This window comes from Streptococcus sp. 27098_8_75 (assembly GCF_041432475.1).
Lineage (GTDB): Bacteria > Bacillota > Bacilli > Lactobacillales > Streptococcaceae > Streptococcus > Streptococcus gordonii.
Genome location: NZ_JAPVZR010000004.1, coordinates 158936 through 177263, shown reverse-complemented (window position 1 = coordinate 177263; position 18328 = coordinate 158936). Strand labels below are relative to the sequence as shown.

At 40.2% G+C, this 18328-nt stretch carries 17 protein-coding genes and 1 pseudogene; 3 read left to right on the top strand and 15 right to left on the bottom strand.

The features are described from left to right. The 7 genes and pseudogenes from O3640_RS07910 to leuS form a co-directional block, all read right to left on the bottom strand. Nucleotides 1-171: pseudogene (locus O3640_RS07910) on the bottom strand (short-chain dehydrogenase/reductase); the annotation flags it as partial. A 158-nt stretch (nt 172-329) separates the two neighbouring features. Beyond that, nucleotides 330-929, bottom strand: coding sequence for a nitroreductase family protein (locus tag O3640_RS07905; protein WP_223350257.1), 600 nt, complete (start codon nt 927-929; stop codon nt 330-332). A 411-nt stretch (nt 930-1340) separates the two neighbouring features. Further along, nucleotides 1341-2378 (bottom strand): zinc-binding dehydrogenase, encoded by a 1038-nt coding sequence (locus tag O3640_RS07900; RefSeq protein ID WP_223350258.1) that lies wholly within the window; start codon nt 2376-2378, stop codon nt 1341-1343. A 281-nt stretch (nt 2379-2659) separates the two neighbouring features. Beyond that, a complete protein-coding gene (locus tag O3640_RS07895) occupies nt 2660-3289 on the bottom strand; it encodes a hypothetical protein (protein WP_223350259.1) in 630 nt (209 codons plus the stop codon). Continuing rightward, nucleotides 3286-3903 (bottom strand): hypothetical protein, encoded by a 618-nt coding sequence (locus tag O3640_RS07890; protein WP_223350260.1) that lies wholly within the window; start codon nt 3901-3903, stop codon nt 3286-3288. Before O3640_RS07890 ends, O3640_RS07895 begins: the two co-directional genes overlap by 4 nt. Continuing rightward, entirely contained in the window at nt 3900-4526 is a 627-nt protein-coding gene (locus O3640_RS07885; RefSeq protein WP_227955505.1) for a hypothetical protein, read from the bottom strand. The genes O3640_RS07890 and O3640_RS07885 overlap by 4 nt, the downstream gene beginning before the upstream one ends. Before the next feature lie 195 nt (nt 4527-4721). Then, nucleotides 4722-7223 carry a leucine--tRNA ligase gene (gene leuS, locus O3640_RS07880; RefSeq protein ID WP_048775484.1) on the bottom strand — a complete coding sequence of 834 codons (2502 nt, stop codon included), beginning with the start codon at nt 7221-7223 and terminating at the stop codon, nt 4722-4724. A gap of 164 nt (nt 7224-7387) precedes the next feature. Between leuS and O3640_RS07875 the strand changes: the two genes are divergently transcribed. After that, nucleotides 7388-7951 carry an isoprenylcysteine carboxylmethyltransferase family protein gene (locus tag O3640_RS07875; RefSeq protein WP_048775486.1) on the top strand — a complete coding sequence of 188 codons (564 nt, stop codon included), beginning with the start codon at nt 7388-7390 and terminating at the stop codon, nt 7949-7951. A gap of 67 nt (nt 7952-8018) precedes the next feature. On the opposite strand, the gene O3640_RS07870 is transcribed toward O3640_RS07875, so the two are convergent. The 8 genes from O3640_RS07870 to O3640_RS07835 form a co-directional block, all read right to left on the bottom strand. After that, a complete protein-coding gene (locus tag O3640_RS07870) occupies nt 8019-9113 on the bottom strand; it encodes a glycerol dehydrogenase (RefSeq protein WP_045773489.1) in 1095 nt (364 codons plus the stop codon). Nucleotides 9114-9158: 45 nt separating this feature from the next. Continuing rightward, nucleotides 9159-9827 carry a fructose-6-phosphate aldolase gene (locus O3640_RS07865; protein ID WP_045773488.1) on the bottom strand — a complete coding sequence of 223 codons (669 nt, stop codon included), beginning with the start codon at nt 9825-9827 and terminating at the stop codon, nt 9159-9161. Between the two features lie 14 nt (nt 9828-9841). Further along, entirely contained in the window at nt 9842-12283 is a 2442-nt protein-coding gene (locus tag O3640_RS07860; RefSeq protein ID WP_061582751.1) for a glycyl radical protein, read from the bottom strand. Between the two features lie 169 nt (nt 12284-12452). Next, nucleotides 12453-13754, bottom strand: coding sequence for a PTS sugar transporter subunit IIC (locus O3640_RS07855; protein WP_045773486.1), 1302 nt, complete (start codon nt 13752-13754; stop codon nt 12453-12455). 2 nt (nt 13755-13756) lie between these two features. Then, the gene (locus O3640_RS07850; protein WP_045773626.1) at nt 13757-14083 is read right to left on the bottom strand and encodes a PTS sugar transporter subunit IIB; all 327 of its coding nucleotides are present in this window, start codon (nt 14081-14083) and stop codon (nt 13757-13759) included. Between the two features lie 20 nt (nt 14084-14103). After that, nucleotides 14104-14427: a PTS lactose/cellobiose transporter subunit IIA gene (locus O3640_RS07845; RefSeq protein ID WP_045504315.1), complete on the bottom strand. Its 324-nt coding sequence runs from the start codon at nt 14425-14427 to the stop codon at nt 14104-14106. Between the two features lie 225 nt (nt 14428-14652). After that, a complete protein-coding gene (locus O3640_RS07840; RefSeq protein WP_045773485.1) occupies nt 14653-15618 on the bottom strand; it encodes a sugar-binding transcriptional regulator in 966 nt (321 codons plus the stop codon). Between the two features lie 17 nt (nt 15619-15635). Then, on the bottom strand, nt 15636-16379 hold the full coding sequence (locus tag O3640_RS07835; protein ID WP_041789904.1) for a DeoR/GlpR family DNA-binding transcription regulator: 744 nt from the start codon (nt 16377-16379) through the stop codon (nt 15636-15638). 124 nt (nt 16380-16503) lie between these two features. Here O3640_RS07835 and O3640_RS07830 point away from each other — a divergent pair, with 124 nt between their 5' ends. After that, nucleotides 16504-17280, top strand: coding sequence for a glycyl-radical enzyme activating protein (locus O3640_RS07830; RefSeq protein WP_045504320.1), 777 nt, complete (start codon nt 16504-16506; stop codon nt 17278-17280). A 306-nt stretch (nt 17281-17586) separates the two neighbouring features. Beyond that, nucleotides 17587-18285, top strand: a complete 699-nt coding sequence (locus O3640_RS07825) for an ion transporter (RefSeq protein ID WP_060970757.1) — start codon at nt 17587-17589, stop codon at nt 18283-18285. The last annotated feature ends 43 nt before the right edge of the window (nt 18286-18328 follow it).

Genomic DNA, 18328 nt, shown 5'->3' with positions numbered 1-18328 from the left:
TTACGAAGCACGTTTCATGAGGGCATCAAACCAACGGTCTGGTAAGATAGCATGCAAGAATACCAATGGTTTAGCTCCCATACCAACTAAGTAGCGGGTTTTAGGACAACGGCTGTTAACTGCTTTTGAAATGGCATTTGAAATCACTTTTGGATTTGACATCATCCTACCATCGTTATCACAATTGCAACCTTGATGACTTTAGCAATGGAAATTCATTTCACACATTTTTATATGGCACAGACCAAGAAATTCTCAACACCTAATTGGGAGTTATTCTAATCAAACTAAAAATCCCATCTAGTTCCAGATGGGATTTTTTATATTGATTAATTTCCAAATACCTTGAAGCGGTTTTCTGTCTGAACCTCTTTGTCAGCGGCTGGTGCCTTGATTGCTCCAAATGGTGCTTGAGCACGGAGTTTCCAGTTGGTCGGGATATCATATTTTTCAGTCAATTGTGCATCTACTAAGGGATTATAGTGTTGCACATTGAGACCAATATTTTGCTCAGCTAAAGCCAACCATGTCGCATAAAGAGCAATTCCGTGGCCTTGCTCTGACCAAATTGGGAAATTTTCAGCGTAAAGCGGGAATTGCTCTTGAAGACCTTTGACAACGTCTTGATCTTCATAGAAAAGAATGGTTCCTTTGGCTTGAGCAAAACCTGCCAAGCGTTCCTTTGTTCCTTCAAAAGCTTCAGCTGGAGTCACTTTTTCAAGTTCTGAGTAAGCAATCTCATTCCAGAAAGCATCTGACTCTTCATCCAACAGAATCACAACTCGTGATGTTTGTGAGTTGAAAGCTGTTGGTGTTTGGAGAATTGCTCCTTGAATAGTATCAATCAATTCTTGGTTTGTAAGTTCTACATCTTTGCCCAAAGCATAGATGGAGCGGCGTTTTGCTTGTAAATCTGAAAAGTTTGTCATTATTTTTTCCTCTTTCTGTTTAAAAAGTTGTTTGAATCCGTTAAAGATCTTCATAGCATCCTTTCTTTGTTGTAATGATTTTTATTACAATATCTATTATACAGCTTTTTGAAACATTGTCAATAATTAGTGATAATTTTTTTGATATTTTTTATTCTCCTAAATCTACCCATGCCAAAAAACCTTACTTATCTACAAATCTCACACAGTAAAGGCCAGCAAGTTGATAAGTTTACTTTTATCGTTTGCACACGAATAACAACACTACATAGAACTTCTTTTCGCATATAAGCTCAGCTTTTATTGGCCCGTAAATTCATTTTCATGGGAAACAGACAGAAAAGTTCAACAGCTATTTAAGAATGACTCTAACAAAAAGCCTAGTAGACAACAATCCTACTAGACTCTTTTCTAATCAATCACAATCATAGCCTTAATGGTCTTGCGTTCATCCATGTCTTTATAGGCTTGATCAATATCTTCAAGTTTATAACTTGAAGTGAAGACACGTCCTGGATTAATGTCCCCATCCAGGACAGCTTTCAGCAAGATTTGCTTGTCGTAGGTGGTAACAGAGGCTGCTCCACCTGCCACCGTAATGTTTTGAGCGAAGGTCGATCCAAGAGCACGGTTGTTATAGTGAGGAACCCCAACAAAACCCATCCGACCACCATTATGAAGAACTCCCAGCGCCTGGTCAACGGCAGCTTCTGTCCCAACACATTCTAGAGCCACATCTGCACCACCACCTAGAATATCACGCACCTTGGCAATTCCTTCTTGACCACGTTCAGCTACAACAGCTGTCGCTCCTGACTCTAGCGCCATTTTTTGTCTGTCTTCGTGACGGCTCATGAGGACGATTTGGGAAGCCCCACGCATTTTAGCAGCAATCACTGCACATTGTCCAACCGCTCCATCACCGATGACAACTACCTTATCACCAGGCTTGACGTCAGCAACACGCGCTGCATGGTAACCTGTCGGCATAACATCCGCCAATGTCAAGAGAGACTTGAGCATGCCTTCTGTGTAATCAGAAGGTTGACCTGGAACTTTGATAAGGGCCCAATTGGCAAAGTGGAAACGGATGTACTCCGCTTGAACCCCATCAGACCAGTTGGTGCCAATATGGCGGTCACAGGTACCGTCATATCCTGCTCGACAAGCATCACATTCCCCGCACCCATGAGTAAAGGGAGCAATAACAAAGTCACCTGGCTTAACCGTTGTAATGGCCTCACCGATTTCTTCGACAATCCCGATAGCTTCATGCCCACTATTTTGATGGCCCTTTTCGATGTCTGGATTGCGGTAGCTCCATAAGTCAGAGCCACAGACACAGGTCCGAACGATACGAATGATAGCATCATCCGGTGCCTCTATTTGCGGACGATCCACTTCAACAAGACCAACCTGACCAGCTTTTGTATAGACTGTTTTCTTCATAGAACATACCTGCTTTCTATTCTTACTTGCTTTTAGTATACACCTTTATTATCTATTTTGTAAGTAGAATATGGACTTGAAACTTCTAATGAAAATTTCCTCTTTTGCGCCATTTGCTTGCTCTTAATTAAGTAATCAATTTGATTGGCTTAATAAATGTTTTAAAAATCTAACAAAAGACCTTGAGAAAATTTTCTCAAGGTTTTGTTCATAATATACAGTTGAAATACTGGACATGATGGGCTTCTGTGTTAATCAGGCTCTCGTATCGTAGGTACCGTTTAAAAATCATCTTCCTCATCGTCATAAACACGTTCACCATGGATTATAATATATTCTTCGCGAAGCCGTTCTTCCTCTTCCCATAGCGGATCTCTTACTGGTATCATTGTCTTTAATTCTTCCAAACTAATTTCAACCGCTTCATCATAAGTCAGTGAAAGAACATCCTTGTGCAACTCCTTAAAAGTCTCTAAATCTATCCAAGTCAGCTTGTCATCCTCACTAATCTGCCCATCAATAGCAGAAGCTACCTCGACCGACATAATGTATAAAGCACGTTTATCTACTGTTAAAACATCTATATGAGATGTTGCGATACGTAGATAATCTCCACGTTCTCTCCACTCTGTAATGAAAGTTTTTTCAAATTCCAATTGAATATTTTCATCAGAAAACGAATTCCAAGGATCGCTCTTGTCGTATGGTATATGATTCCATCGTTTATCATTAAATCGCCATTTATCAAATTGAACTCCAAAAAAGAAATCGTCTTGTAGCATCTCATCATCACCGACGTTTGAGTATGTAATAGGATGGCCATGCCACTCCTTAAACCACATTTTCCAGAGCAACTCTCTTGTCGTGAAGGTTATTTTTTGCTTAAAATCACTTTTGATATAAATTCTCACTCGTCTTCCTCGTCGTCATCCAACTCCACTTCTCCATGGATTCGGATATACTCCTCACGCTTCCTATCCAATTCATCCCAAAGGGGCTCGTCGATGGCTTTCATAACCTTTATCTCTTCTAAACTAATATCGACTGCTTCGTCGTAGATCAAATTCAGTAGGTCTTTATGTTTCGTTTTGAATTCTTCAACACTCAGCCATGTTTCTTTGTCGTCTTCGCTGATTTGACCGTCAATGACAGATGCTACCTCAATCGCCATGATATAGAGAGCTCGCTTGTCAACCGTTAGAATATCCTTATGAGTCGTGATTATTCGAAGACAGTCTCCTTTTTCTCGCCCATCACTTTCATAAGAATTTTCAAAATTTAAATTTAAATTTTCACGCTTAAAAGTCGCCCAAGAGTCTTTTCCTATTCTAAAATCAGCCATTCCCCAACGCTCATCATTTGAAGAAAATTTATCTAGAGTTAAACTCAAATAAAAATTTTCATCAAATGCATAAGAAAAACCAACTTTCACTCCCTTACGTTCTTTGAACCACATTTTCCAAGGATATTCCATACAGTTTTGGTATATACTAGTTTCGTAGTTGCCTTTAAGATATAGTTTCAATCCTCTTCCTCATCGTCATAAACACGTTCACCGTGGATTTTGATGTATTCTTCGCGAAGCCGTTCTTCTTCCCATAGAGGATCTCTTACCGGTACCATTTTCTTTAATTCTTCCAAACTAATTTCAACCGCTTCATCATAAGTTAGTGAAAGAACATCCTTGTGCAACTCCTTAAAAGTCTCTACATCCACCCAGGTCTCTTTGTCATCCTCGCTAATCTGCCCATCAATTGCACCCGCAACCTCGACTGCCATAATGTATAAGGCACGTTTGTCAACCGTCAAAATATCTACATGAGTTGAAGCAATTCGAAGAAATTCCCCCTTTTCACGGTCGTCGGAAATAAAGGCATGTTCAAATTCAAGTTCAATATCTTCATATTGCAGGGACAACCAAGGATTGCTCGGAATTATAAAAGGAGCCTTATCCCATCTTTCATCAACTGAAACCCATTTGCGTAGCTCTACTCCAAAATAAAAATCATCTTGTAGCATCTCATCATCCCCAACATTTGAGAAACTTATTTTTTGACCATTTCTTTCTTTAAACCACATTTTCCATGCAAGTTCTCTGTAGCCAAATGACACTTTTCTAGTATAGTTGCCTTTGATATATAGTCTCATAAATCTGATATATCGCCTCCATGTGCAAGCATGTATTCTTTCCTTTACACAATTTTTTCAGCTATTATACCACATCCAAGGCGAAAGAAGAAGCGTGGACAGGTACCAGTTCGATAAATTTCTACAGCTGTTAGCCTCAATAAAAGTGAACGATAAAAAAATAACCTCAGAAACGAAATTCTGAGGTTAAGAAGTTTATTTCACAACGATATTAACAAGTTTATTCGGTACACTAATCACTTTCACGACTTCTTTGTCGGCGATTTCAGACTTGATTTTCTCATCTGCTAAAGCGATTTCCTGCAATTCCTCACGGCTCAAGTCCTTAGCTACGACTAGCTTAGCACGAACTTTACCCTTGATTTGAACTACGATTTCGACCTCTGCTTCGACAAGCTTGCTTTCATCATAAGTTGGCCAAGCTACGTAGGAGATACTCTCGCCAGTTTGAGCTAGTGACTGCCAGAGTTCTTCAGCCAAGTGTGGTGCGAAAGGCGCCAGCAATTGAATGAAACCTTTGGCATATTCGACATAGAGTTTTTCTTCCTTGTTGGCTGCATTGACAAAGATCATGAGTTGGGCAATGGCCGTGTTAAACTTGAGCTCCTCAAGCTGCTCTGTGACAGACTTGACTGTTTCGTTGTATACCTTGTCAAGAGCTCCGCTATTTTCCGCAACGATTTCTTTGCTTGTCATCAAACGGTAAACACGATCAAGGAACTTGCGGCTGCCTTCCAGACCTTCCTCGCTCCAAGCAATGGACGCATCCAGTGGCCCCATGAACATTTCATAGACACGAAGGGTATCAGCACCATATTGCTCTACTACATCGTCTGGGTTGACTACATTCTTCAGAGATTTAGACATCTTAGCAGGTGCTTGCTCTAATTCTTCTCCCGTTTCGATGTTGAAGAATGAACCATCACGTTTTTCCACCTTGTCAGTCGCCACAAGTGCTCCACGGTGATCACGGTAGCTAGTCCCCAAAATCATTCCTTGGTTAAAGAGTTTTTGGAAAGGCTCTTTGGTCGGTACCACTCCAAGATCATAGAGGAACTTGTGCCAGAAGCGAGCGTAGAGGAGGTGAAGCACGGCGTGCTCTGCACCACCGATGTAAATGTCAACTGGAAGCCAAGCCTTGAGCAGGTCTTCGTCTGCTAATTTCTCATTGTTGTGCGGGTCAATATAACGCAGGTAATACCAGCTAGAACCAGCCCATTGAGGCATAGTGTTGGTTTCACGGCGTCCTTTAACACCATCTTCCCGAGTCACTTCTAGCCAGTCAGTCAGATTAGCCAGAGGGCTTTCACCGGTACCAGATGGGCGGATATCCTTGGTTACAGGCAAGACAAGCGGCAATTCACTTTCTGGAACAGCCGTTGAAGTCCCGTCTTCCCAATGAATAATTGGAATCGGCTCACCCCAGTAGCGCTGACGGCTAAAGAGCCAATCGCGCAGGCGATAGGTGACTTTTTCGTTTCCGACACCTTCTGCTTCCAGCCAAGCAACCATCTTTTCAATAGCGGTAGCCTTGTCCAAGCCATCTAAGAAGCCAGAGTTAATATGCGGACCGTCTTCTGTGTAAGCAGCGTCAGCAACATTGCCCCCCTCTAGAACCGGAATAATCTCTAAATCAAACTGCTTAGCAAACTCCCAGTCGCGCTCATCGTGGGCAGGAACGGCCATGATAGCCCCTGTTCCATAGCTTGCAAGCACATAGTCGGCAATCCAGATTGGGATTTCCTTGCCATTGACAGGATTGATAGCATAAGCTCCTGTCCAGACACCGGTCTTCTCCTTAGCTAGATCAGTCCGAGCCAGGTCAGATTTGAGGCTGGCTGCATGTTTGTAGTCTGCTACTGCTTGGGCTTGTTCGGCACTTGTAATGGCATCAACGAGAGCATGCTCTGGAGCCAAAACAGCATAGGTTGCACCAAAAAGGGTGTCCGGACGAGTCGTAAAGACAGTAAAGTCCTTATCTGTATCCTTAATTTTGAAGGTTACATTGGCACCGGTTGACTTACCAATCCAGTTGCGCTGCATATCCTTGATAGACTCAGGCCAGTCCAGTTCCTCCAAGTCATTGAGCAAACGCTCTGCGTAGACCGTGATTTTCAGCATCCACTGACGCATGGGCTTGCGGACAACTGGATAACCACCGCGCTCAGAAGTGCCATCTGGCAGAACTTCCTCATTAGCGATAGCCGTTCCCAGCTCTTCCACCCAGTTTACTGGTACTTCTGCTTCATAAGCCAGACCTTTTTCGTAAAGTTTGGTGAAAATCCACTGAGTCCACTTGTAATAGTTAGGGTCAGTAGTATTGACCTCCCGATCCCAGTCATAAGAGAAGCCCAGAGCATTGATTTGACGCTTGAAGTTGGCAATGTTTTCCGCTGTAAAGTCAGCCGGGTCATTGCCTGTATCCATGGCATATTGCTCAGCTGGCAAACCAAAGGCATCCCAGCCCATAGGATGAAGGACGTTATAGCCCTGAGCTCGCTTGTAGCGGCTAAGGATATCTGTCGCTGTGTAGCCCTCTGGATGCCCTACATGGAGCCCCGCTCCTGATGGGTAAGGAAACATGTCCAGCGCATAAAAGTTAGGCTTGTCCTTGTCCGTACCTGTCTTAAATGTATGGTGCTCTGCCCAGTATTTTTGCCACTTAGGCTCGATTTCTCTATGATTGTAAGTACTCATATTTATCTCCAACTTTTGTGATGTTACTATTATACCATTTTCAAAGGATTTTGAAAGATGGAATCCAGTTTTCACCGATAAAAACTATAAGCCATTTCTAAAGCGTTAATCTTTGATTGACCTCCAAAATTAAAAGGTGTATAATTCTGACAGGAGGAATAATCATGAATTTACAAACTATTTTCACTTATGTTTTCTTTGTTATTTTTATTAGCACAGAAATGTGGATTAAAAATAAAACTAAGTCAAACAATGTAAATGATTCTGCAGACAAAGGAAGTCGCTACATCATTATTGGTAGTGTTGTTTGTTGTCTTCTATTAATGAATGAACAACTTCTACCTTCTATAGCTCAATTGCCACCTTTTTTGACCTATGTTGGAATCCTCATCTCCCTAGCAGGGTTCGTATTGCGAATCTATGCAGTCAATTATCTCGGAAAAAACTTCACACTGGCCGTTCAAACAACTGATAATCAACAATTAGTAGACCATGGCCCTTATGCTATTGTGAGAAATCCTGCCTATACTGGCAGTATCTTGTCTATCCTTGGCCTATCAATCACTTCACTAAATCCTTTTACAATCATTATCTGTCTTATTTTACTAGTAGTAGGATATGGCATTCGACTTAAAGTAGAAGAAAAAGCCTTAGGTAACCACTTTGGAAAAAATTACGAAACATATTGCCAAAAGGTTAGATACCGAGTTTTCCCTTATATCTGGTAATCTCATTAAAAAACAAGCCGCCTCGTCAGCCTTATGGTTGAAAGGTGGCTTGTTTTCTATTTTGCTTTTATTTATCCAAATCCTTGACATATCGGTCGACTGCTAGGATAGCTTGTGCCACATCAGAAGCAGAAATAGCAAACGGCATCTGATGAATTGTTTCACCCTCAATCGTCGCCTGTTTTCCAACTTTCAGTAGATCCTCATAGCTAACATTTTCTAAATGCATTTCTTCTAAACTTGTCGGCATACCAATTCTTTGATAGAAACGGATATATTTCTCCAATTCCTCTTTCGGCCGATTTTCAAGGAAGAGCTGGGTCAAGGTTCCATAGGCAACCTTTTCGCCGTGGGTCAAGTGGTGAATATCGCCTGAAAGAGCTGTAAAACCATTGTGAATAGCATGGGCTGCTGCCAAACCAGCACTCTCGAAGCCTAATCCACTAAGTAATGTATTTGCTTCAATGATATTCTCTAAAGCAGGCGTGACAACTTGTGCTTCACAGGCTGCGATAGCCTGCAAGCCATCTGCAAACAAAATCTCTTCACATTTCTTCGCAATTGCATTTCCTGCTAAAGTCTGCCTGTCCCCCAACATGGTAACACCATTAGCCTGCATAACCGCTCTAGCTTCAACCCAAGTTGCTAAGCCATCTGCAATTCCAGAGGCTAATAAACGTTTAGGAGCTTTAGCAATGACAGCTGAGTCAACTAAAACTAAATCTGGATTCTTACTGTAAAAAATATATTTCTCAAATGCTCCCTCATCAGTGTAAATAACTGATAAAGCAGAGGTTGGTGCATCTGTAGAAGCAATGGTCGGCGCAATAACTACTGGCACTTCTAACAGGTCTGCAATAGCTTTCGCACTATCAATGGTCTTACCACCGCCGAGACCAATCACCAAATCAGCCCCATCTTTTTCTGCTAGAGAAACTACTCGATTAATCTCATTATCGGAGGCTTCTCCATTAAATGCAACTCTAAAAACATGGAATCCATAACGTGTTAAATATTTCGAGAAAGCTTCACCAACAATACCATATACCACATCATCACAGAGAAGAACTGGGCGATTCCCCAACTTCAATATCTGCTTGGCATTCTCAAACAGAGCATTTTCTCCTTGAATATAACGAGACGGACTTGCAAATATTCTCATAAGGCACCTCTTTCAATTTGTTATGGGTAAACAATTTATTCTTTGTTAAACATATTCCTGACTATGAATGTCAGACCAATCTGTTGCAAAGTCGTCTACCGCCTTAGCAATGGACGGCATAGCAAAGGCTGCTGCAAAAACATCCGGACCTGCTGTAACAGCTTGGGCACCATCATCAAAAGCTCGATTGACTTGGGCAACATTTTTAAAGGAGGCCGCCAATATTTTACTGGCGGAATGATCTCGCTCAATAGCCTTAGCCAGCTGGCTAATGACAGCATCTGAATCAATATTGAGATTTTCCATGCGGTTATAGTAAGGAGCAAGATAGTCAGCCCCCGCTTCAATGGCTAAGAGACCTTGAAAGGTTGTATAAATAGCTGTCGCTGTAATCTTATAACCTTCTGCCTTGAGAGTTTTGATAGCCGCTAACCCATCTGGTGTGACCGGAACTTTAATGTAGACAGCATCACCACATCTTTTTCGAATTTCAGCAGCATCTTTCAAGATGCCCTCATAATCCTTGGCAACAACCTGCACATGAATAGACGGGCCTTCTCCTATAATTTCTCGAACAGCGCGAATCCGTTCAAAGAAATCTATTTTTCCTTCTTTTTTTGCGATGGTCGGATTAGAAGTCACTCCCGCCAAGGGGAGGACTTCCGACCATTTTTTTATCTCCTCTAAATTTAAGGTATCAAGCATGAATTCCATAAATTGGACCTCTTTTACAATGTGTGCTCCGTACGTCCGATAATATCATCTTGTGTCGCCTTGGAAAGCACATTGAAGAAAGCAGAGTAGCCTGCAACGCGAACAATCAAATCGCGGTGCTTTTCAGGATGCTTCTGCGCATCAATCAAGGTTTCCCTAGAAACGACATTGTATTGGATATGATAGCCATGCAGACGGTTAAAGAATGTACGAAGCAAGGCAATTAGTTTCAGTTTATCTTCCTCTTTAGACAAAGTCTGAGGATTTACTTTTTGATTAAGCAGAACGCCACCAACGATTTCATCCGTCGGCAATTTAGAAACGGATTTCAATACAGAGGTTGGACCGTTCTTATCCATATTGTGAGATGGTGAGCATCCTTCAGCAAGCGGTGTTCCGGCATTGCGGCCATCTGGCGTCGCCAAAGTACCACGACCTTGACCGACATTGGCTGAAATAGAAGATGTTCCTGAGTAGCGGATACCGCCAATTGGACCACGGCCATAACGAGTATTTGGATACTTAGCGATTTCATCCACATAAATATCATAAGCATCTGTCACTAGCTTATCTGCGTAATCATCATCATTACCATATTTCGGTGCATCATGAATCAGCATCTCTTGGATTTCTTTACCACGCTCACCTGCATAGTCCGTTTCAAGTGCATGCCATAGTTCAGCTGGAGTCAGCCTGCCTTCCTCAAAGACCAGCTTCTTGATAGCCGCCAGTGAGTCTGATAGATTGGCAATACCGACTTGAAGACCAGAAATATAGTCATAGACAGCTCCACCCTCTTTCAAATGCTTACCGCGTCCGATACAATCATCTGTCAAAGCTGAGCAGAGAATATCCGGTACTTCTCTCTCAAGAGATAGGTCGATAGAATTTTCCACGATGACACTCATGCGGGTCAAATGGCGCAAGGTCTTGTCCCAAGCAGTTTGCAGCTCAGCAAAGCTCTTCATATCTTTAAAGTGACCGAAGCTTGGTGCAAAGCGCTTGCCAGATGCTGGATCAATCCCATCGTTCATAGTAATCAGGAGTACCTTAGGGAAGTTCATGTAGCTCATACCTGTACAACGGTATCCCCATTTACCAGGCACAGCGGTTTCCACACAGCCGATAGCGCTGTAGTCGTAAGCATCTTCTTCTAAAACGCCTTTTGCGATAAAGGACGGAATGATGATTTCATCATTATTGAAAGCCGGCATACCGAAACCAAGCTTCATGACTTCGATACACTCATTCATAAAGCGAGCATCCAAGCCAGCATGATAGCGAACGGTCAGATTCGGCTGAGGAAGATGAGTTTGGGCTACAGATTTCAACACGAGGTAGGAAAGTGGGTTGACTGCATCTCTCTTATCTCTCGTTTGGCCCCCGATTGTCACATTTTGATAAAGGGGACTACCCGCAGATGAGAATGTATGAGCCTGACTACGCACTTTATTAATAGTGATCGTCTTAATCCAGAGATTGGTTAAGCGTTCTACAATGCTAGCTTCTGTCTCACGTCCAGCTTCCAAGTCTGCCTTGACATAAGGATACATGTACTGGTCAAAGCGTCCATAAGAGAGTGAATGTCCGTTGGACTCAATCTGAAGAATACACTGGATAAACCAGACAGACTGAACAGCTTCAGCAAAGGTTGATGCTGGCTCATATGGCACTTTAGAACAGATTCTAGCGATTTCTAATAGCTCCTGACGACGCTTAGGCTCTGCTTTTTCAGCCAGTTGTTTGGCTAAGGCTACAAAACGCTCCGCATAAGCTTTCACCGCATTGACTACGATGAAAATCGAATCATAAAAATGGTATTTGTCAATACTAGCCGGGTCGGTCAAATCCAAAGCTTCCTTAGCTGCGCGAGCTTTTTCTTCAAAACCTTTCAGTCCATAAGCCAAGAGTTTTTGATAGTTGACCGCCAAGTGGGCATCCCCAGAGTTCATCTTTCCTTCCATGCCAAAGAAGCCGGTTTCCATATAAACCTGAACTTCCTCTGGAAGTAAAGCGCCAGCTCTAGCACGGAGGTTATTATTTTCCCAGAAAGGAGCAATACCACGGAGCTGCTCTTTGGTTTCTTCCGTGATGTAGAATACGTCTCCATCCCGTTTCTCAAAAAGATCTAGTTCATTAAGTACAAACTCTAAAGTATACTCTGGGAAAATAGGCGCATCTTTATTAGATGAAGCCTGATTACCGACAATCATCGTTTCATCTTCGATGTAAAGCGTCATATTTTCCAAAATCTCTTTGAGCATGTAAGCACGTTTCAACACATTTGGCTTTTCCTTATGCTCATCGTAAGCTTTGGTAGCCAGGACAGCGCGCTCTGCATCAATGTAGGGCTTTTTATTTAAAACATCTTCACGATATTTATTCATTCTCTCTGTCAAACTACCAAAATAGTCTGTTTTTATTGTTGTTCTTTCTACTTCTTTTACTTGGATCATTTTGCTGCATCCTTTCTTATGAAATTATTTTTATTTCTTTCGTAAGTATTGTAACATGCAATATCCAAGAATTCAATCATTTATAGGCTATAATTAAATTAAAGATTATTTGCACATTTGTGCCATCTGAGCTAAGAAACTTTTGTGTTTTTTATTCATCAAAATCAGATTACTCTTCATTTTTCAATTCGTTATTGTAGGCAATCTTATCCTGAAACTTCACAAATGGGAAGTAAACAAAGGCGGACATGGCTAGAATGACAATTTGAATGACTGCTCCTTGCCAACCAGCAACCATAAAACCTGAAATGATAGCCGGTGTACTCCAAGGCAAAGTCACACCTGCGAATGGTTGCATAAATCCAACTGCAATCGCCATGTATACAATTAAAGCAGCTAAAACTGGAACCAAAACAAAGGGTAAGAACATGACCGGATTCATTACAATCGGAAAACCAAAGACAACGGGTTCATTGACATTGAAGATAGCCGGAAAAGCAGCAACTTTTCCCAGAGCCTTATACTGCTTAGACTTAGCAGCAAAAAGCATCGCTACGACTACTCCAAAAGTGATACCAGATCCCGATAAGATAAGGAAGCTATCCAAAAATTGCTGGGTCACAATATGAGCGCCCTGACTAACGGACAACTTATCTGCAGCAAGTAAAGCCTTATTTGCATCCAGATTTGACAGCAACAAGGCTGTTACGACACCATTGACAACGGATTGCCCATGAACACCAAACCACCACAGAAAAGAAATGAAGAATGCAATACCGATAGCTCCATACAAAGAGCCCGTCAAACCTTGTAGAGGCACCTGAATAACATCGTAAATCATCTCAATAAAGGTACCGCCACCAGTCGCTAGCTTGGCAACTATATAAACTATCATGGAAAGCAAGAAAATAACGAAAGCTGGAATCATGGCTTCAAACTGCTTGGCGATCGCTTGTGGAACTTGCTCTGGCATTTTAATAACAATATGTTTTTTAATGAAAACAGTATAGATGCTACCAGCTGCTAGACCAATGAGAATAGCTCCTATTATTCCTTGTCCTCCAAACCAAACCTTGCCAATCGCATCTGCAATTGCCTCACCTTTTTCAGGAATATAGGAGGACTTCAAAAGAATAAAGAAGGAAGACAGAGCCAATACTCCTGCAGGAAGAGGCTCCACGCCACTGTTCTTGGCATAAGAATAACCGATTGAAAAACAAGAAATCAGCCCCATAATAGCAAAGGTTCCTGAATAAACCTGCATAAACGGTTCAGTCCAGTCTGGCCCAAACACACCAGCGATGGCTTGATTTAGGCCTTCAAACGGTAATTGACCTACAATCAAGAATAGGCTCCCAACAACCGTAAGAGGCAGAATTGCCAACATACCATCTTTTAGCGCGATAATTCCACGCATATTAACAAACTTCATTATGGGTGCAATTATTTTTTGTGTATTTATCTTAGACATAACTAAGCTCCTTGATCTTGATACTTGTCTAACAAACCCAAAGCGAGATCTAACACTTTTTTGCCATCTAGCATACCATAATCAGCCATCGGTATCACTGCAATTGGAGTATGGCAACTATCGCAGATAGCTTTCGATTTGTCTAGAGTATAAGCAACCTGAGGTCCTAATAAGGCGATATCCAAATCAGCAGCATAATCAGCTAGCTTTGCCTGTGAGTACGCCTCAATCTCAGCTTCTAACCCTTTTTCAGCTGCAGCTATTTTCATATTATTAACCAACATTCCTGTTGAGAAACCTGCTGCACAAAACAAACCAATTTTGATCATCATTATATCCTCCTAATAAGTTAAGCTTTTTCTTGTAGTTCTTTTCTCAAATCAATGATTTCCTTAATGAGATTAATCTCTGTAATACTGGTCATCAAATGATCTTGAGAATGGACAAATAGTGCTGTGATCTCTGTTTTTGTCCCCCCTGCTTCCTGTGCTAAAAATTGAGTCTGTAAATTGTGAGCCTCAAGCAACGCCTTGTCTGCCAACTTAACTTGTTCATCACACTCTAAAAACTTACCATCTTTAGCTAGTGATAAAGCCTGATAAATATGTTGCTTGGCATCACCGGCATCTAGAATAAGTCCCATGATAATTTGATCTGCCACAATAACTTCCATAACTTGCTCCTTTTCCAGTCAACTTTTAATAAAGTTTTCTCTTTTCATATGAAAGCGCTTTTATTATGTTTGTAACTTAAATCTATCACCTTTGAACATATTCGTCAATAAATTTCTGCACATTTACTCTTATTTAAAATATTTTGCACACTTGTGCAAAATGATGCTAAAAAAAGAAAGAACTAAGTTCTTTCTTTTTTTACTATCCTATTTTTCTTTAACCTACTAGATAAAACTACCATCTCCATCTAAGGATAACACCTTTAATATTGTTTCTTCATCTGTTACTAAATGATTAATATAACCAGCCCGCAAAACAGATAGAATAGCTGTCGCCTTGGTATATCCATAAGCAAATCCCAAAGTATTTGGTATTTTTTTAAGTTCAGATAAGGAAATAGCAATTGTCCTTTCCTGTAATTCCTCATATACCGGTTTTCCATTTTTATCAAAAAAACGGCAACAAATTTCTCCGACCTCTCCTTCACTTTTTAAAACAGAAAAATCTCGTTCTGTTAACATATCCAACCACTGACGATTGTTCTCATCTGCAAAACCACCGATTCCTACGACAGCAATATCCAAATCCTGCCAACTCTTTTTGAGATCTTCAAAATATTTTGATGATAAAATTCCTTTTGCTAAATTTTCCTTTTCCTGAATAATGGTCGCATTGATAAAGTTACAATCTCCATGACATTTGCTTGCCATGTTATAAATCAGAGTATTGACATGATATCGGGCATGGATGTGACTGGGACCACCAGCTAGTGGAACAAAATGAATATCTTTCAAATGTCGTGGATTTAAATGTTCTACCAACAGGCTGAGACTTTTTCCCCACGAAAAGCCTACATTCATATGATCATCTAATAGAGCTCGAAGTAGATTTGCTGCACTTTGACCTAGCCTTTCTTCTAATTCAGCAGTTGATTCATCAGGCACATTCGCAACTATATCTATACCTTTTAATCTATATTTCTCTTTGACATACTTTTCTAACTGAAACAAGCGAGTATCGAAATTATTTATTTCAATCTTGACAATCCCTTTTTTCTTTGCTTCAGCCAGCATTCGACTAACAGTTGTGCGATAGATTCCTGTTTCTGCTGCAATTTCTGCCTGGCTCTTCTCTTCTATGAAATAAAGATAGGCTAATTTAGCCAGAAGCTTTTTTCTTTCATTTCTCATCATCCGCTCCTTCAAGCCTAAACTTTAACAACTCTAATACTTGCCTTTTCTAATTGCTCAACAGCGACATTTGAAATTCCGGTATCTGTTACAACTTGAGACACCTGCTTAAGTCCGAAACGCTTAACAATCCCTTTTTTCCCAAATTTACTTGAATCAGTAAGAATTACAACTTGGTCGGCCACTTCAGACATATATTGAACGACTTCACTACGCATCAAATCTTTCCCTGTAAACCCAAGTTCTTCATCATAGCCATCTGTTCCTACAAAAGCATATTTAACATGAAAGTAGTGGATCATTTCTTTAAGAAGCGGACCAACAGTCACTTGAGAGTCTTTTTGGAATTCTCCACCTAAAAGAATGATTTTGCACGAATCATAATTCCTAACATAGTCAGCTATAAAGTAGGAATTGGTAACGATTTTTACATTCCTCTTGCTACGGCAAATTTCTTCTGCTAAAAGGGCACAAGTTGATCCTGATTCAATCAAAATTGTTTCATTATCACTAATTAGTTCAGCGGTTTTCTGGGCAATTCTTCGCTTTGTATCGTAATTAAAAGACAATCTGACATTAAGGTCGTCCCCACTATTCAAAACAGCATACCCATGTTCACGACGCAACAAACCTTTTAATTCCAATTTATCTAAGTCTTTCCTAATCGTTACTTTAGAAACTTGTAGCTTCTCAGAAAGTGTATTAACATCAATCTTTTCATATTCAGAGACTAATTTCACGATTTTATCTAAACGTTCCATTTTCATTACCTCACCTATATTTTAACAAAAGATTTTATAAAAATAAAATAAAAAATAGTTTCGTTCGTAATTGTATTTGTTGCGTAAATAAGTTATAATAGTTGTATTAAAAGGAGGGTTGCGTATGGAAACAACAAAAGGAATTATTTTCAATATCCAACATTTCAGTATTCATGATGGCCCCGGAATCCGAACAACAGTTTTCCTAAAGGGTTGCCCACTACGCTGCCCTTGGTGTTCAAACCCAGAATCACAGAGGATGCAACCTGAGCCTATGCTTGATGCTACTACCCAAAAAAACATCACTATGGGAGAAGAAAGAAGTGTTATTGAGATTATAGATGAAGTCTTAAAAGACCGTGATTTTTATGAAGAATCCGGCGGTGGATTGACCTTATCTGGCGGGGAAATTTTTGCTCAATTTGAATTTGCCAAAGCTATCCTTAAAGCAGCTAAGGAGAAAGGTATTCATACCGCAATAGAAACAACGGCTTTTGTAGAACACGAAAAATTTGTTGATCTCATCCAATATGTTGATTTCATTTATACCGATTTGAAGCACTATAACTCAGTCAATCACCGTAAGATTACTGGTGTTAAAAATGAGTTGATTGTTAAGAATATACATTACGCATTTACTCATCAAAAGACAATTGTCCTGCGAATTCCAGTAATTCCTGACTTTAATAACTCTCTAGAAGATGCGGAACAGTTTGCAACTCTTTTCAATGAATTATCCATCGATCAAGTCCAACTGCTACCTTTCCATCAATTTGGAGAAAACAAGTATAAACTACTAGGACGGCGGTATGAAATGGAGGGTACTAAAGCCCTACATCCAGAGGATTTATACGATTATCAGCAGGTTTTTCTAAACCATAACATCAATTGTTATTTCTAAGCAAAAATTCCTTTTCCTAACTATTTTTTATATTATAAACCTTCTCTGATTATACCTCACATCTTGAACTGATTTTTATCCTTAATCAAAGGCTTCTAAATTTATTCGCTGAATCCAAGTTTGAAGAAAACCTCTACTTTGCTATTTCTTCAGCTTGGATTTTATTTTTATAGTAACTTTCTCAAAGGATTTTGAAAGACGCTAAAAATGGAGAATGGGGAAAATCTTTGTTGATTTACCTTGACTTATCTTTAAAAACAGATAGAATTAAAATTAAATTCATATGAATAAGGGAGAGCTATGATTATGAGAAAGACTTTGTTTCAGATTATTGAGCCCCATCAGCAGGAAAGTTTTATTGAAGAAGCCTACGATATTTTCATGATCTTGGCCATCATTGTCAGTTTAATTCCTCTAACTTCAAAAAGTCATTCAGGAATCTTCATTTGGCTCGATCTAATAACAACGATTATTTTTATCATTGACTATATTCTTAGGCTTGTTACTGCCGATTATAAATTACAGAAAGGACGGATTTCTTTCCTCCTCTATCCTTTTACTTTCTTGGCTATGGCTGATTTGCTCTGCATATTGCCATCACTCTTTTTGTTAAATGACAGTCTGCGTCTATTTAAGATTTTACGTATGCTTCGTACCCTGCGTATCTTTAAATTTTTCCGCTATTCCAAAAACATTCAGATCTTGACAAATGTCTTAAAAAAACAGAAAGACAGTCTGATTATTGTAGGGGTTTTAGCACTTGGATATATCTTTGTTTCCGCCCTTGTCATTTTCAACGTAGAGCCTAGTACTTTCCCTACCTTCTTTGACGCCCTCTATTGGGCAACGATTTCCCTGACTACGGTTGGATATGGGGACATTTACGCGATATCAACTACCGGAAAAATCATTACAATGATCTCTTCATTTTTAGGAATTGCAATTGTTGCACTCCCCGCTGGTATCATTACAGCTGGTTATATGAAAGAGATCAAAGAACTATAAAACCTGTTTAGGGAACCCTAAACAGGTTTTTTGTATATGCATT